Below are 15,929 nucleotides of genomic sequence, written 5' to 3' on the forward strand. Positions count from 1 at the left end.
GCGATGGACGATCGGCGGACCACCGAATTCGAGGCGGAGCGTAGGCGCCTGACACGCCTGGCCTATCGGATGATGGGCTCGCTCACCGAGGCGGAGGATGTGGTGCAGGACGCATGGCTGCGGTGGGTTGGGGTGGAGGGCGGCATCGACTCGCCTCCCGCCTATCTCACCCGCATCGTCACACGCCTGTGCCTCGACCGCCGCCGCTCCGCGCGGGCGCGGCGGGAAACCTATGTCGGCCCCTGGCTGCCAGATCCTCTCGTGGGTTCCGTGGAGCCGGACGAGACGGTCGCCGATGACGTCACGGTCACGTTGATGCTGGCCCTCGAACGTCTGTCGCCTCTGGAGCGGGCCGCTTTCCTTCTCCATGACGTCTTCGAGGTGCCGCTGACCGAAGTGGCCATCACCCTCGACCGCGCGCCGGCTGCGGTTCGTCAGCTCGCGGCGCGCGCCCGCAAACACGTGCAGGCCGCACGTCCCCGCTTTGACGTCGCACCCGCGGATGCGGACCGGATCGCCCGTGCCTTCTTCGCCGCGGCACGCGACGGGGACGTGGCGGCGCTATCAGTGCTGCTGGCAAGGAATGTCGAGATCCATACCGATGGCGGAGGCAAGGTCCTTGCCTTCCGCAATGTCATTCGGGGCGTCGAGCGGGCCCTGCGCCTTTTTGCCGGGCAGCGGCGCAAGGATGCCGTGCCGCCGACGCTGCTTCGTGTCGTCACCATCGACGGTCTACCAGGCTATGTCAGCCTCGATGGAGGCGGCGTGCTTCAGACAACCGCGCTCGACATCCGCGAGGACGGGATCGCCGCGATCTACATCGTCAAAAACCCGGACAAGCTGTCTCACCTGGCGGCAGAGGTGGACTTTCCAAAACGTATCTCGCCGATATCACCAGCCTGATAAGCCGTCTGAGTGACTGCGGCAACGCGGATAACCGTTCGATATGCTGCACACATGGCTCGTTCACGATCGGACGTACGGGTTGGGTGGTGAGCAGACGTTTGAGGTGACTGGGTCAAATGTCGGGCCTACGGGAGCAGCGGACGATCACTTTTGGCCCGACAGCAGATGTTGGGAGCATCAGGGCATGAGCAGGCGTCTGACCACGTTTGGCCGAGCTGGCCAAGCGTGGACGAGTCCCTGTGATCAGACGGTCGGGACGGTGCCACCGTCGATAACAAACTCGGCGCCGTGGATCGCGGCGGCGCGGTCCGAGGCTAGGTAGGCAATGACGTCGGCGACCTCAAAGGGTTCGGCGCCGCGACCTATGGAAATGCCGCCAAGGCCGGCCAGTACGAGTTGGCGCGCGTCCTCGATAGTGCCACCGTTGGCGGCTTGGATGCGCTTGAGAAATACATCGGTCCCCTCGGTCATGATCCAGCCGGGAGAGACGACGTTGACCCTCACGCCCTTGGGACCCAGCTCCTTGGAGATGGACTTGCTGTAAGTCCGGAGCGCGGCCTTGGCGCTGGCGTAGGCGGTGGTTGCGTCGGGAAGCGGCAGGACCGACTGGATGGAGGTGACGTGCACCACCGCGCCGCTGCCCCGCTCAATCATCTGCGGAATCAGGAGCCGGTCGAGGCGGACTGTGGCCAGGAGGTTCAAGTTGAGCTCGGACAACCAATGATCGTCCGTCAGGGCGACGAAGCCGCCGCCGGGCGTGGACGAGCCGCCGATCACGTGGGCGAGGATGTCGACTCCGCCAAGACGCTCGAGCGCGGCCTTGGCCAGGCTTGCCCCGCCCTCAGCCGTGGTCAGGTCCGCCTGGACGAACTCGACGCCGTCGATGGGCTCCAGGTCTCCGCGGGCGGCGGTGATCACCCGGGCGCCGCCGGCCAGGAAGCGGTCGATGGTGGCGCGGCCCAGACCCTTGGTGCCGCCGCTGATGAGCACGCGCTTTCCCGCGAACTCGGTCGGATCAGCCTTGATGGTCATGCCGTGATCTCCAAGGCCTTAATGGCGTCGTTGTCGAGGGTGAAGCGGTAGGTGAAGCGGATTGGGTTGCCCTTGAAGCCGCCATGGGCAGGGCCTTCGACCACGACCTGACCGTTCTCGTGGCGAACGGCATCCGGCGTGAAGATCGCCTTGACCGGGATCACCGCTTCTTCGAACAAGGCCCGCATTCCGGCGTAGCCCTCGTGACGGCTTCCATCAGCAAAAAGGACAGCGTCGCGCGTGAAGGGGCTCAACATTCCCTCTACATCGAGACGGGCGTTCGCGGCCACATACGCGGCAATCGGGGATGGAAGTTCGAGCGTCATTGTTCTTCTCCAGCTTGCTGCAGTTGCGGCCGAGGCGGCTGCAAGTGCGGGTGCCAGCTAAGATAGCGATGGACAGCGGGCGCGATAATCAGGACAATTTGGAACGTTGCATCACGAAAAGGGGGACAATCGTGCAGAGCAGCCTGACAGAATTGGACGCCGTTCTCATGGTTGCTCGTCGGGGGAGATTCCGGGCCGCAGCGCTTGAGCTCGGCGTCTCAACCACCGCGCTCAGCAATGCGGTGGGAAAGCTGGAGCGCACGCTTGGCGTACGGCTCTTCAACCGGACGACGCGAAGTGTCTCCTTGACGGAGGCAGGTCAGCGGTTCGTCGCGCAAGTCGCTCCTGCCGTGCAGGACATTCATGAGGCGATGGAGGTTGCGCGTTCTCAACAGGCCACCCCTTCAGGCACGCTGCGCATCAACGCCTTTCCAACAGCGGCGCGGGAGATCTTTTCTTCGCTGGTCCTACCCTTCCTACGCATGCATCCTCAGGTTCACGTCGACATCGTCACAGAAGGTCGACTGGTGGACGTTGTAGCGGGCGGCTTCGACCTCGGCGTTCGTAGCGCCGACCTCGTGCCGGCGGACATGATCGCACTCCCCTTGGGAGATGTGCGGCGCAATGTTGTGGTGGCCACACCGAGCTATCTGAAAGCGCGCGGGACGCCCATGGTCCCGCAGGACCTCGCGGAGCATTCCTGTCTCCGCGTGCGGCTCCCCAATGGCGCGATTCACCGCTGGCCGTTCGAGAAGGATGGAAAATCGGTCCATATCGACGTCCAGGGCGCCATAACTCTCGACGAGGCGAGCCTCGCGCGCACCGCAGTCCTCGCTTCCTTCGGCCTCGCTCTGGCCATGGAGTCCGACGTACGAGACGACATCGAGGCAGGCCGCCTTGTGCGCGTGCTTGAGGATTGGACGCCCACGCTCTCGCCCTTGAGCCTCTACTATCCGAGCCGACGCAACCCGACCGCCGCGTTCAAGGCCTTCGTCGACTTTGCGCGGCGGCAAAGTGGAGCCAGCGGCACTCTGAGGTCGCCCCGTCGAATGCCGTCCTAACCGTTACGCTGATTGAGGCCAGACAGCTAGCCTCAATCAAGTACTGGCTGCTGTCGTAAATTGATGTCTCGAGTTTCCGCTTCGGGTCATTTTGCGACCAAGAGCCCCACGATCTGAACGTCCGCTTTGACCAGGTTTTCAGACGATCGGGACCCAGCCGCCATCATTAAGATCTTGTTAACGGCTTGATCGCGCTGTTCTTCGGCACGGCAACGATACCAAGTAGGCCAAAGAGTTCGCTTACTCTGCACAGGCTCGGAACAAGGCGCTCACTTCTGATAAGTACCTGTTATCAGAAGTGAGCCTACACCGTCGGCTGGATGGCTGCCCTTTCAATGAAAGAGGTTCCGGCCAATCGAAGTCGTACTCTTCTAGAGTGCCTGCGCCACAACTCGAACTCCTCTGCGGATCGGCAGCTACAGCAGGTCTCCAGGTGGCATCCGAGCCAATTGAGCTTTGACCACCTCAGCGCGCCCATGGTTGACCAGTTGCTCTGCCGTCTGTCCGTCAAGATTTGGAAGGGGTCGAGTCCGGTACCAAGCAACTGCACGTGCCGTAGAGCCGACCCACGGAAGAACCAGATTGATGACCTCAATCGTATCTGCGAGCCGATCCGATCTGCTGTTGTCAGGCTGATTGCTACCATCGAGCATATCCGCCGACACTGCTTGGTGATCTAGAGGTCGCTCAGGATCTCTCAGACTACCGTTTTCCCTCCGCCTTTCTCGCCTCATGGCAACCTCGTTGAGCACGACGGCGAACCACCCCAAAGCACAGACAAGAGCGGGCATTATAGCGGAATAGAGAAACCAAAACTCATTGAGGTGTCCAGCGCGATACGCCCACCAACCAGCGAGCACCATAAGGGCAGGAAAGATAATGCCAAAGAACAACGGCGACTTGCCCATGCTGGCTCCTATCAACTGCTTACGTGAGGCAAGCGATGGCTGAACAATTTATCTGGCAGCCTATGACCTCCGCTGAGGTGAACCGATTCACGCTTGCGATAGCAGTTATCAATGGCGACGCTTTCTACCCGGCGGCAGACCTTCAAGCACGAATACTGCGCCCTCATCATATCCGTCGATCACCATCGCCACTTCAGATAACTTATCTTCCAAGGCGCGTTTGATCAGGCCTTCGATCTCGCCCAGGAGCAAGCCATAGCCCGCCAGTCTTTGAACGAGCGCCGTGATGGCTGGATCGAGCGGCTGGAATTCCGACCAAGGGGCTTCACTGTCGTAAGAATGTGCCACTTGGTCCTCCAACGTTCGGTTTGACAAAGTTGCCGCGTACTCAGCCAGGGATGCCCTCTGGTGGAATCCTGCCATCTTTTCCAAACCGGAACCGCTCGACGTGGATCTCCCCTCTGGGATCAATCCGTCCATAAACCATCCCTGGAAAAGTCTGAGAGCCGAGGGTCTGGAAGCCATCAGGGAAGACGGCGGTATAATGCATCAGGACACGGGCCCGGCCATCGAAGGTCCGATCTGGATGAACAGCGATTGGGATCGGATCACAATCGATGCCATGGAAGCTAAATGCGATATCCTTGTCCTGGTAGTAGTCGACGATGGACGACCATCCGGGAAGCTCCTCAATCGAAGCCGATCGGACTTCCTCGGCGATTTTCTGACACAGCCCCGGAGAGGAGGTGAAATCGGCGTCCATAGTTCCACCCATTAATGTGTTACACTACGAAGTAGAGTTCAAGCACAGGTATGAAAAGAGGAATGCTCCCCGTGTGGCTGTCAGTAGTCGCGAGCCTCCAATTTCCAGCATTCTGATCCAAAACAATAAAAATTTTCCCGCTTTTTATAGATCTAACAAAAGCGCGGTTTCGAGTCCACCACCTGTTTATTAGATACTCCAAGCGATCATTCTAGGGGCTCTTCCGAAGTAAAGCTCGACTCTTCTACATTTTAATTCGGCGTACCACCCGGGATGACACCTAACAATGGATGCCGTTTTGGGGCGCGTTAACCATGATTGACTCGTCTTACTTCCCAGATGAGCTCATTTGTGCAGCATTTGTCCAACGATCATCGTCGCAACAAACTTCAAATCGTGGACATTACCGTGACGGCTAAACGCAGCAGGAACTACCTTGAGGTGACCGACGCCGATGGCTGTCGTCATCTCATCCGAGTTAATAGCATCCAGTGGGTCAGCGACACCGATATGTGCAGAAACGAGACATTGGTGACGGCCGCCGGACGCACTGTGCACCTACCTTATGAGCTCGATGTTATTCGAGAACTCATTGAGTCGTTCAGTTCCTTGTCCGACGACGCCCATCAACGTGCACGGCTCCGCTAGGGATAGACACCCCTTCAAATAACCAACTGACACGCAGGAACCGCGTCAATGCCTCAGCACCCGAAAATCCCTGCTACGCCTGTGCGAGATGTCGGCAGTGGTCGGAAACGAAAATCATGTGCAGGTTCACTTTGGTCGAACAAAATGAAGTTCCAGGTGACTTTCGAAAGCCTACTTGAGGCAGACCTCATAATTGTGATGGATGCTGATCCTCATGTGAGTGCTTACTGGTCGCAGCCAGAAACGTTTGCGTGGACTGATGACTGCAGGATGAAGCGATCCTACACGCCTGATTTCCTGGTTCAAACCACCGACGGAAAATTTGCATATCGGGAGGTCAAACCTCTCACACGGCTGGAAGCTAATCTGACCTTCAATGGACGTCGTAGCGCAATAGAACACGAGTGTTGTGTTCGAGGCGCCTCATGGGAGACATGGACGGAGACCGAAATTAGGCTCGAACTGCGGTATTCAAACGCCAGGCACATCCGAAGGAACGCAGATGCAGCAGAGAAATCTCTATCAGTGAATGCCTTGCTAAAGGTTCTAGATAGCGCGATCCCATTCGCAACAGTTGGTGACCTGCTCGACCTAGCATCAATCCCGCTTTCTGACTTCCGCATTGTTCTAGCTCTGGCTGCGAAGGGAGAAGTCCTGCTTCAAATCGACAAGCCGTTCAGTCGTTCCACCCCCGTGTTGAGAGGATCGCGCTATGAGCGTAACGCCGGTTAGATATGAGCCAAATACAGTTCTTCGTCTCAAAGAGAGCGGCAGTATCGGACTATGGCGTGTGATAAAGAGGGTACGCGGCGGTTATCGTCTTATTCCAACGGCAGGAGGAGACACTCGCACTATCACTGACGATGCCATTTTTGACTTGCGGATCTCACATCATCTGGAGGATTACCCAGGTGATCCGGAAGTCGATCCCGACCACATCAACTACGTGCTTGCGAGAACATTCGCTGCATTCCCTGACCACTTAAAGATCATCGCTGAGCGCAAAGCGATTTACCTTGAGGCTGTAGACAGCCAAGTCAGGGATGGAGCTACCCTAGAGCAAGCCTACACATCCGTGTCCGAATCCGCATTTACGAGACATGAGGAAGAGTGGCGGCTTCAGAATGCAGAGTTCAGTGGTGCAATAGTTGCTCGCGGACAAAGACGGCGGCGCATACCAACCGAAGAGGCGTGGCGACGGGCGACGCAAAAAGCAAACAGTCTTTTAGTCCGGCCGAGCGCCGACACCCTGGAGACATGGCATCGGCTCTGGACAAAACACAACCGTGACATCCGAGTGCTTATCCCAGCATTCCGACTTAAAGGCGACCATTCGGATCGATTTGACGCTCAGATATACATCGATATGCGGCAGTGCCTTGAGCGACATTACTTTATTCCCGAGCGCCCATCCGTGGCTTACGCTTATAGGAAGTTCGAGGAATTGTGTGAGGCTCGCGGACTGAAGCTAGACGAAAAGTCGACCGGAACGGAAAGATCCTATCCGACCTACCAGGCATTCAAAGATTTTAAGAACAAGATCAAAGATGCTTACGAAGAGGCACAGACACGCTATGGTGTGAGAAAAGCTTATCTAACTTATAACGTGTTTCAACGGGTCACACGCCAACTCCGTGCGCTTGAAGAGATTTAAATTGATCACTGCCTGCTTGATCTAATCGCAGTTGACGAGATTTCTGGGCGTCCTATCGGGCGGCCATGGCTCACAGCAACTATCGATCGTGCAAGCCGCATGATTTTGGGAGCACACCTGTCATTTGAGGTTCCGAGCTATGCTGCGGTGCAGCGCTGCCTCGCGCACTCGTTCTGGGCAAAGGACGTCCGAAGTTTGGGCCTGAGCCATAGTTGGATCTGTGAAGGCATCCCAGACCGCCTTTTTACAGATAATGGCAAGGAGTTCCACTCTCGAAGCCTTAGGCGATCAGCACAAGAGCTTCGTTTCGACCTGATCCCACTTCCTGTAATGACCCCGTGGCTAAAGGGTAGTCTTGAGCGATTTTGGGGTCGAGCCAACGTTCAGGTGTTTGGACATCGAGCAGGCAAGACCTTCTCTAACTCTCTCCAGCGAGGAGATTACAAGTCACTAAAGCGTGCAAAAATTCCACTCTCACAAGTCCGGCGTGATACTCTGGAGTGGATTGTTGACGACTACCAAGTTTCGGAGCATTCGGGACTTGGCAAAGCAACTCCCCTCGATGTCTGGCAAGAGCTCGTCGAGAAGCAAGGGGGGATTCGTCCGGTCTCACGCTTCAGCCAAATCATCGAACTTACGGGGCAGATTACATATCGACAGATCCACAACGATGGGCTCGATATTCACGGCCTCTCATACTTCTCACCCGATTTGACCTACCTCCGCAGGCGTCGTGGAGGACTACAGAAATCGTTCGAGATCCGATATGACCCATTTGACATGGGTGAGATCTGGGTCCTGGATGAGATCGAAGGTCGTCATATTACTGTACCATGTGCCAATCAGGAGATTTCGCGGGGAGTTTCCGAGCACGCAGCGAAGCTTCACCTGAAAATCGCAAAAGCTAGTGGTAACGTCGGTAGCGTCACCCAATACGATCTTGCGCTTGCAAAACAAAAAGCTGAAGCGGACCGCGATAAAATCTTTGCCGAAGGTAGGACGTTAGGACCAGCGAAAGCCGCAGCTAGGTATGCCGGAGCGAATGCCGACTACTTCACCCCGCTCGTCACTCAATCCCAAGAGGCTTACGCACCGCCCGTTCCTGCTCCCCAACCCCCTCCCCGGCTCCAAAAGGACCCAGCAATGGACAGGAGTCGACCAGCTCCCTTTGACGCTGCTGCAGCGCATAACGAGCTTACCGCACTGCTGCGTTCCAAGCACCAGAGGTAGCGCCATGGAGCTGACGATTCAGGAGATTAGTGAACGTATCGCTTCTTTTGAGGCAGCTGTGATTTCGCACACGATCTTTCAAGGGGCCAGAGACAGCATTGCGCTTCTTCATGCAAGGTCGTCACTTGAGAGCAAGATCAAACGTAAAGCGCGCGCACTCTTGGTCTTAGGTGAAGCTGGGTCTGGGAAGACGACGCTATTAGAACATTATGCATCCCTTCATCCCGATGTAGTGACACCAGATGGCGATGTACGACCGATTGTCCGTCTAGAGGCTCCGAAAAAAACAACTCCAAAGCAGCTTGCTGCGGCAATCTTAGGAGCTCTTAGTCCGGGCTGGCGGGTCATAGACGGGTGGAACACGGACCGTATCCTGAGAGAGATTGCATTTTTCTGCGATGAAATGCGTGTAGCAATACTAATGATCGATGAAGCACACCACATCATGGATCATGCTGGCGAGAGTGCACGAGAGGATGCTGCGGAGTTCATTAAGTCACTTTTAAACCGGTCGGGCGCGCAGATTGTTCTCGCAGGACTTCCTCACCTAGCTGATCTTCCTAAGACAAATAGATTAAGGCAGTTGCGGCGGCGCTTCGAACCGAAAGTCTGGCTTCGGCCCTATAACTGGAGTTCGAGAAAAGGTCGGCTGGAGTACCTCAAGCTTCTGCTGGCCTTTGAAGACCTATTTTAACTTCCTGAGCCTTCTCAGCTTACAGATTTTGACATTGCGTCTCGGATCTACTGCGCGACAGGAGGAGAACCTGGTTTAATTTCAAAGCACCTCGGTGAGGGTCTTCGGATCGCTCTCCAGAGATCCCATACTAAGATTGACCTTGTGCTGCTCGGTGAGGTGTTTGAGCGTTTTGAACTCGAGGACCAAGAGCAGCCCCTACTTTTGTTCGATGCCGAGCCAAGGGATGATGCTGCACCAGTAGTACCATCCCAAAATCCGTACTTGGCCCAGAGCGACGCATTTCGAGGGCTTTGGAGTGCTATGGCTGCCGCGCGAGGGAGCGACGCCTCTCCTACCACCCGGCATAAAAAGCATGCTTCAAAAGAAGCATCTGTGTTTTCCCGCGCGTGATGAAACTGTCCCTCAGAGTCAGACCCGCAGCTGAGGAGCCGGTTCATGGCTTGCTTATGCGCCTTGCAGCGAGACATCGTGCCAGCAATCTAAGGACCTTTTCCTTTCTGTGCGGAGTACCGTTCCGTGATGCTTTTAACGAGCGCTCCGTGCACCGTGTGGCGGCCTTGTCCGGGTTTATCGAGCATGAGCTGCGTCGCTGGACGCCTGTAATTGATAGTCGGTCACGGCGCGTGGCTATGGGAAGTGAGACGTTACGTCTCGGTCTCTGGTCTATAAAAAACCGTCGTTGGTGTCCGGCATGCATCCAGACTGACCGCGATGAGGCACGGCGCATGGGAGTTCCGAGCTCAGTTATGGCAACCCACCGTGCTTGGTGGGACGTACGCAGCATCACAACTTGTCCAACCCACCAAGTACCTTTGTGTGAGGTGTGCGCCGCATGTGGAGCCAACCCGGGATGGTTTCCAGGCGTTGACCGATGTCGATGCAAGGCGGAACTTGGATCACAGGGCGGCATTGGCCTGGGTACTCGCGTAGCCGATAAATACCTTCTATCTCGCCTTCGTCACGATGGTCTGGAGCGAAGCTTTCTCTTGGACAGCCTTAATTTTAAGGATGTCGTATCAAATCTCGAGCAGTTAGGGCTGATTGGCTATGGAGTATCAAGTCAACGTAGGAAACGGATAGAGGGAGCCCAAGCCGCAGAGGCTCGAGAAGTGGGGCTCAATATAGCTTCGGATTGGCCACGTAGCTTCATGCGGGCGTTAGATAGGGTTTTAGCCGATGCAAGAGAGAAGTCGCACCCACCTGGTTTGATTGGCTCCTATGGGTGGATCTATGAAGCTTGGGCCGCTCCCGCGTCGAAAGGAGGTGATGCCTTCTTTCGGTCTGTCCGCTCCGCGCTTCACGAGCATGCGGTTAGGAATGAGATAATCGGACCAGATGAAGCCTTCCTTGGGAGCATGCCTTCAACTGAGGTGTTATCTGTCACTCAAGCGACATCAGTGCTCAGGATGGGATACTCGCGCGTCCGCCGCCTCGTTGAAGTCAGTAATCTTATTCCAAAAGGCGCGCGCCGAGGGGTGAAAATCGCCATAAGTTCTAGTGAAGTCGCTAAGTTGAAATCTCGAGACTCGGATAGAATGTCACTGGTTGGCATCTCGTCCCTATTAGGAACGGGGAAGAGGCAGGCTCAACGGATCCTGAAGGCTGGCTTAATTGCCCATTCCGGCAAGACGGATGCTGAGCCCCAGAAGGCACAGTATAGTATGTCCTCAGTTGAGCAGTTCCTAAATTGCCTGCGAGGATGCGCTCCGCAGGTGAACACAGTAGAGCCGAGTAGCGTATCGCTTACATCGGCATGCAAGGCGGTTGGCGTTCCCATCGAGCGCGTGTGCTCGGCCATACTCTGCGGAGAGATACAGCCGGTCGCAGTTCTGATCAGTATTTCAACTCTCCGTTCGATTCTTGTTCGTGCGTCTGACGTACGCCGTCTACGTCATGATCGAACGCACACCTTGGATCAAGCTGCGACAGCGCTGTCAATCCATCCAGAAGCTGCGCGCTGGCTAGTCACCTCGGGCCTTCTGGTGGCCCTCAGGAGTGGATCGCGCTACATAATCGATGAAGTGGCATTAAGTACATTTGCAACCACATACATATCGGGAGCTAAGTTATCTGTCTGTCTCGATGTCTCGCCAAAGAGGGTACAAGGGTTACTTCGGGCATGCGGGATTGCACCAGTTGCAGGCCCACCGGATTGCCGTCAGTTATTCTATAGGCGCAAAGAGGCAGAGAGATTTGTCCTCAAAATGAAGGAGATGAGAGATGCCCATCCTCCACATGTGAACTTCCCTAACGCTGTCATTAACGACCACAACTTTCCATCCTCCGTTGCATCATCGATGTAGCTCCTTAGATAAGTTGATATACGAGGGGCGACATCGTGGCCTTACTTTAGCCACCTCCTAATTTCGGCGTGGAAAGATGCTATAGCCTCTTACTTCCAGTCTCCTGATATTCAAGACTTGTGTCTCACGAGTTTGCAGTCCCTCTGAAGCTCTCGTGTTGAGACACGACAATGATCTTGAAATTGCGAGTGCCCTACCGAACTTCGGAGCCAGCATACGCTCTGTTTGGCCGACTTGCTCTTCGCCATGGATATAATGACGTTCGTCAGTTCGGTGTGCAGGTAGGTCTGCGGTTCAACGTCTTACCATCAGCTGGGGCATTACCTGCGGTTGCGGAACTTGGCCGTATCGATGTCGACGATCTCCGATCCTGGTCACCAGTTCCTCACAACAAAGGCTTTCTTTTCCGAGGCAACAACTACTGCCATCACACCTGGAATCTTCGATCGAACCGAAGGATCTGTGTTGGGTGCTTCCGAACCGACGTCGACGGGCAGGAACGACACTCAGCCAACAGTTGCTTCCGGCGCTTCTGGTGGGACTGTCAAGAAATTGATACTTGTCCTATTCATCAGATCTCGCTCGTGAGTAACTGTCCAGCCTGCGAGCTTCCCCTAAGCACACGACAGGCTAACATTCGTTACTGCGCATGCGGATATGACTTTCTCACCTACACTCATTGCAAAAGACCTCCGTCAGAGGCTCTCGCGGCTGACAAGTACATTCTGGACCGCGTGCTCGGCAATACACACCGCATCTTAGCCCCGCTGGATGAACTATCGCCTCAAGATGCGATCGCCGCGCTTAGACGTGTCGGTATTTTCAGCCTAATGCTCAACGGCGAAGTCAAGGTTGATCACCGTGATGCTCGGACAAGATTGAGGATTAAGGCTGAAGGTCTTTCCGTTCTCTCCGAATGGCCCAAAAATTACGTCGCGCTTTTGGACCGCTCACGCACCGTCAGCAAGGCAGAGACGCGAAGAATACAGATGGGCCCATATCGGGAGTACGGAAGCCTATATCATTGGCTAAAAATGAAACCTTCTGATGAGTTCGTCTCCCTGAAGAGAGAGATTGAAGTCCACTTCCGTAGAAATGTACCTTGCCACGCTAATGCATCGATTTTCGGAAATGTAGTGAGTAGCCGTAAGTTCGTAACGCTTTCAGTTGCAAATAGACACTGCGATCTTTCTATCCACTCGAAATATTTACATAACTTCCTTCCATTGTTGAACCGAGAATTAGCCGAGTCAGACCAATCGACAAAAACCCGAATCCGGTCTGAAGACTTACCGCGCCTTCTTGAAATGTACCGGGATGCCATCTCGTTACGTGAGGCGTCGCGAGTTCTCGGAATAAGCGAGATAACGACTTCTCACCTCGTCAAAGCCAAATATTTTGAAGCAATTTACAGCCGGAGTGGCGCTCTTAGCTGTCTATTCGGCAAGGATGTGTCCAATTTGCTCGCCGAGCTTGGCGCAGGAACTGCGTCGATAGACGCAGTTCCTGCAGGGTGCACAGATATCGTCTCATCGAAGCTAGGAGTAATGGCTGCTATAGACGCTATCCGCAAAGGTGAGTTCCTCGTCTCCGCGAGGAACAAAAATGCTTTTGGGTTGCGATGCATCCTTGTTTCAAAGGAGGCCGTTAAATTTCATAAGCAGGACAAAGATAGTAGTCTAGCAATGCCGCTATAGGGAGTTTCCAGCAGCGTTCTGATCTAAATCCTTCCCTCTGCACTAATACTTATCCACCCCAGCTTCCGAAAGCGTGAGGGGTTGATTGTGCAGTAATGTCGGCACGATGTTTGGGCTTCCAAGGTTGAGATTAAAACCCCGCCTTGAAAATGGATCCTGGGTTTGTGACCTGCCATTCGAAGCTGCCGGTCTACCTACCCGCCTAGGAAAGGCAGTGATTTTTGCTTTTACGTTTGGGATATCGCCGCACTAATCGCTTTTTCCGTCCGTTATAACCGCTTTCAAACTACATTTCTCTTAGAGTAGTGGATAAAAGAACAATCGCTTTTATCCAGACACCCATCACCCTCCAGGAAAGGCGGAGCAGCTTTCGACTGCTCCGCCTTTTTCGTTCTTGGCCGAGCGCCTTGGGGCAGATTTCACATTTATCTTCAACGCGAGTGCCGTTGCGGAAGGAAACCCTTAACCGACTTGTCGGAAAGATGCCGTGGAACAGGCAGGACAGGTTAAGGCTCGACGCCCATGATCCATCTTCGGCGGACAGCCGCGATGTTGGCCATGCGCCACCGATCGCTCCGGCAGCAGGTGACCCTGCTCGTCGGCATCCTGTGCTTCGGGCTCGTCTGCATCGTTGCGGCCGGAGCCGCCTATATCGCGCAGACCCGTGTGCGCGGGATCATCATGACCCATGAGGCGCAGCAGGCTGCCGTCATTGCGAGTGTTCTCGACCGCGGCATGTTCGAGCGTTACCGGGAGGCTCGCAATCTCGCGGCCATGCCGGCTCTCAAGGCCATCTGGACCGGAGATCCCGCGGGCATCCGCCAGACCCTCGAGCGGATCCAGGCCTCCTACCCGGATTATGCCTGGATCGGATATGCCGCGCCCGACGGAACGGTGCGGGCCGCGACGCAGGGCATGCTGGAAGGCCAGTCCGTGCAGGCACGCCCCTGGTTTCAGGATGGGCTGAAAGGGCCCGCCGTCGGCGATGTGCACGAGGCGAAGCTGCTGGCCAAGCTGCTGGGTCCCACACCCACCAGCGAGCCTTTCCGTTTCGTCGATGTGGCCGCTCCGGTTCGCGACGATGCCGGTCGCGTCATCGGGGTGATCGGGGTCCACCTGAGCTGGACATGGGCCGACGAAACACGCGGGTCCATCCTCGGCAGCCAGATCCATGCGGGCGGGAGATCGATCTGGATCCTGTCCGCCGACGGAACCATGCTTCTCGGCCCGCAGATCGGCAGCAGGCCCTTCTCGGAGGAGCAGGTGCTGTCCATGCGCCAGGCGAAGACCGGCGCATTCGAGGATGCAGCGGATCCGGAGCCCATGCTCACGGGCTTTGCCGTCGCGGAGGGCTACAGGGACTATCCGGGTCTCGGCTGGATCGTCATCTCCCGCCAGCCGGACAGCATCGCGTTTGCCGCGACACGGGGCATCGTCTGGATGATCATGGGGCTGGGCTGCGCCATAGCCGCCATCGGGCTGGTCTGCGCCCTTTTCATCGCAAAGGGCGTGGTCCGCCCCCTGCAGACCATCATCGAAGCGGCCAACCGGATCGGCCGCGACCCGGCCACCACCCAGCTGCCGCGCGTGACCGGATCGCTGGAAATCGTGCAGCTCTCCTCGGCCCTGCGCTCTCTCCTGCGAAGAGCCGGCGCTGCTGAGCAGCAGGTGATCGCGACCTCGTCCCAGCATGCAAAGGACGTATCCACCCTCCGCCATCTGGCGGAAACAGATGCCTTGTCCGGGCTGCTCAACCGTCGGGGCTTCAGCCTTCTCGCCGACGATGCGTTCAATCTCTACAGGCGCTATGAGCGCCCTGTTGCCGTGCTGATCCTCGACATCGATTACTTCAAGACCGTCAACGATACCTATGGCCATGCCGCCGGAGATGCGGTGATCCGGTCGGTGGGGGCGGCCTTGTCCAAGGCCCTGCGCACCTCCGACAAGGTGGCCCGGTTCGGCGGCGAGGAATTCGTCGTGCTCGTGCATGAGGTGGATACGGGCGGGATCCTCACCGTCGCCCAGAACCTGCGCCGGGCCGTCGAGGCTCTCACCATCGAGCATCAGGACCATCGCATCTCGGTGACGGTCAGCGTCGGAGGCGCCATGGCCTGCCGCAGCGACGAGGATGTTCAGGAGGTTATCGAGAGAGCGGATTCGGCCCTCTACCGGGCCAAGGTGGCGGGCCGCAACCGCGTGGTCATCGATGGGCTGCAGATCCAGCTCGCCACGGCTGTCGCCTGAAGCAACAATGCTAGCGCAGCAGCGCCCGTATACGCGGATCGCGCAACCAGAGCCCGGCCCACAGGGCGATGCCCACATAGACGCCGAACAGGGTGTGGCTGAACAGCGGATTGCCGACCCGCACATGGGTGGCCACCGCGCCGCCGAGATAAGCGGTGATCAGGATGCCTCCCAGGAGCGCGGTGCGCGGATGGGCGTAGAGAAGGGTGGAAGCGATGAGCACGGTGCCGAGGGCGCGCCAGGTCACGGGATCCGCCGGCCAGCCCAGCGGGATCACCGTATCGATCACCACCTGAAGCGGCACCAGCTTGATGGCGCCGTCGAACAGGAGGAAGAGAACGACGAGGCCGCTCAAGGCACGTCCGGTCCAGACAAGTCCGCTGCTCGTGGGAGCGGCCTCTGCCGTTGCTGCGTGTGGCATGGTGCTCATCGGTTCCTTCCCTTCCCCTTTACCCGGCAG

Annotated in this window: 16 protein-coding genes and 1 pseudogene; 10 read left to right on the forward strand and 7 right to left on the reverse strand. The window is 56.8% G+C overall.

Going from position 1 to position 15,929, the window contains the following annotated elements:
* The first annotated feature begins 3 nt into the window (after nucleotides 1–3).
* A complete protein-coding gene (gene sigJ / locus AC0QTX_RS07450; RefSeq protein WP_474603194.1) occupies nucleotides 4–903 on the forward strand; it encodes an RNA polymerase sigma factor SigJ in 900 nt (299 codons plus the stop codon).
* A 246-nt stretch (nucleotides 904–1,149) separates the two neighbouring features.
* On the opposite strand, the gene AC0QTX_RS07455 is transcribed toward sigJ, so the two are convergent.
* The gene (locus AC0QTX_RS07455) at nucleotides 1,150–1,938 is read right to left on the reverse strand and encodes an SDR family oxidoreductase (protein ID WP_474603195.1); all 789 of its coding nucleotides are present in this window, start codon (nucleotides 1,936–1,938) and stop codon (nucleotides 1,150–1,152) included.
* Nucleotides 1,935–2,264 carry a nuclear transport factor 2 family protein gene (locus tag AC0QTX_RS07460; protein WP_474603196.1) on the reverse strand — a complete coding sequence of 110 codons (330 nt, stop codon included), beginning with the start codon at nucleotides 2,262–2,264 and terminating at the stop codon, nucleotides 1,935–1,937. The genes AC0QTX_RS07455 and AC0QTX_RS07460 overlap by 4 nt, the downstream gene beginning before the upstream one ends.
* Before the next feature lie 128 nt (nucleotides 2,265–2,392).
* On the opposite strand from AC0QTX_RS07460, the gene AC0QTX_RS07465 reads away from it, so the two are divergent.
* Entirely contained in the window at nucleotides 2,393–3,325 is a 933-nt protein-coding gene (locus AC0QTX_RS07465; RefSeq protein ID WP_474603382.1) for a LysR family transcriptional regulator, read from the forward strand.
* A 416-nt stretch (nucleotides 3,326–3,741) separates the two neighbouring features.
* On the opposite strand, the gene AC0QTX_RS07470 is transcribed toward AC0QTX_RS07465, so the two are convergent.
* From AC0QTX_RS07470 to AC0QTX_RS07485, 4 genes are all read right to left on the reverse strand, one after another.
* Complete coding sequence (locus AC0QTX_RS07470) at nucleotides 3,742–4,233, reverse strand: hypothetical protein (RefSeq protein WP_474603197.1); 492 nt, start codon at nucleotides 4,231–4,233, stop codon at nucleotides 3,742–3,744.
* 108 nt (nucleotides 4,234–4,341) lie between these two features.
* Nucleotides 4,342–4,581 (reverse strand): hypothetical protein, encoded by a 240-nt coding sequence (locus AC0QTX_RS07475; RefSeq protein WP_474603198.1) that lies wholly within the window; start codon nucleotides 4,579–4,581, stop codon nucleotides 4,342–4,344.
* A gap of 40 nt (nucleotides 4,582–4,621) precedes the next feature.
* On the reverse strand, nucleotides 4,622–4,996 hold the full coding sequence (locus AC0QTX_RS07480) for a hypothetical protein (RefSeq protein ID WP_474603199.1): 375 nt from the start codon (nucleotides 4,994–4,996) through the stop codon (nucleotides 4,622–4,624).
* A gap of 345 nt (nucleotides 4,997–5,341) precedes the next feature.
* Nucleotides 5,342–5,464, reverse strand: a complete 123-nt coding sequence (locus tag AC0QTX_RS07485; RefSeq protein WP_474603200.1) for a hypothetical protein — start codon at nucleotides 5,462–5,464, stop codon at nucleotides 5,342–5,344.
* Nucleotides 5,465–5,842: 378 nt separating this feature from the next.
* Here AC0QTX_RS07485 and AC0QTX_RS07490 point away from each other — a divergent pair, with 378 nt between their 5' ends.
* The 8 genes and pseudogenes from AC0QTX_RS07490 (at nucleotide 5,843) to AC0QTX_RS07525 (ending at nucleotide 15,469) form a co-directional block, all read left to right on the forward strand.
* Nucleotides 5,843–6,376 carry a Tn7 transposase TnsA N-terminal domain-containing protein gene (locus AC0QTX_RS07490; protein WP_474603383.1) on the forward strand — a complete coding sequence of 178 codons (534 nt, stop codon included), beginning with the start codon at nucleotides 5,843–5,845 and terminating at the stop codon, nucleotides 6,374–6,376.
* The gene (locus tag AC0QTX_RS07495; protein ID WP_474603201.1) at nucleotides 6,357–7,298 is read left to right on the forward strand and encodes a hypothetical protein; all 942 of its coding nucleotides are present in this window, start codon (nucleotides 6,357–6,359) and stop codon (nucleotides 7,296–7,298) included. The genes AC0QTX_RS07490 and AC0QTX_RS07495 overlap by 20 nt, the downstream gene beginning before the upstream one ends.
* A 195-nt stretch (nucleotides 7,299–7,493) precedes the next feature.
* Nucleotides 7,494–8,528: a Mu transposase C-terminal domain-containing protein gene (locus AC0QTX_RS07500; protein WP_474603202.1), complete on the forward strand. Its 1,035-nt coding sequence runs from the start codon at nucleotides 7,494–7,496 to the stop codon at nucleotides 8,526–8,528.
* Nucleotides 8,529–8,532: 4 nt separating this feature from the next.
* Entirely contained in the window at nucleotides 8,533–9,222 is a 690-nt protein-coding gene (locus AC0QTX_RS07505; RefSeq protein ID WP_474603203.1) for a TniB family NTP-binding protein, read from the forward strand.
* A 392-nt stretch (nucleotides 9,223–9,614) separates the two neighbouring features.
* Nucleotides 9,615–11,528 (forward strand): TniQ family protein, encoded by a 1,914-nt coding sequence (locus AC0QTX_RS07510; RefSeq protein ID WP_474603204.1) that lies wholly within the window; start codon nucleotides 9,615–9,617, stop codon nucleotides 11,526–11,528.
* 170 nt (nucleotides 11,529–11,698) lie between these two features.
* Nucleotides 11,699–12,100: pseudogene (locus AC0QTX_RS07515) on the forward strand (TniQ family protein); the annotation flags it as partial.
* Nucleotides 12,101–12,262: 162 nt separating this feature from the next.
* The gene (locus AC0QTX_RS07520; protein WP_474603393.1) at nucleotides 12,263–13,225 is read left to right on the forward strand and encodes a hypothetical protein; all 963 of its coding nucleotides are present in this window, start codon (nucleotides 12,263–12,265) and stop codon (nucleotides 13,223–13,225) included.
* Between the two features lie 558 nt (nucleotides 13,226–13,783).
* Nucleotides 13,784–15,469 carry a sensor domain-containing diguanylate cyclase gene (locus tag AC0QTX_RS07525; protein WP_474603205.1) on the forward strand — a complete coding sequence of 562 codons (1,686 nt, stop codon included), beginning with the start codon at nucleotides 13,784–13,786 and terminating at the stop codon, nucleotides 15,467–15,469.
* A gap of 10 nt (nucleotides 15,470–15,479) precedes the next feature.
* On the opposite strand, the gene AC0QTX_RS07530 is transcribed toward AC0QTX_RS07525, so the two are convergent.
* Nucleotides 15,480–15,899 (reverse strand): DoxX family protein, encoded by a 420-nt coding sequence (locus AC0QTX_RS07530; RefSeq protein WP_474603206.1) that lies wholly within the window; start codon nucleotides 15,897–15,899, stop codon nucleotides 15,480–15,482.
* Nucleotides 15,900–15,929: the final 30 nt, after the last annotated feature.

Source organism: Microvirga sp. jy35, assembly GCF_056148915.1.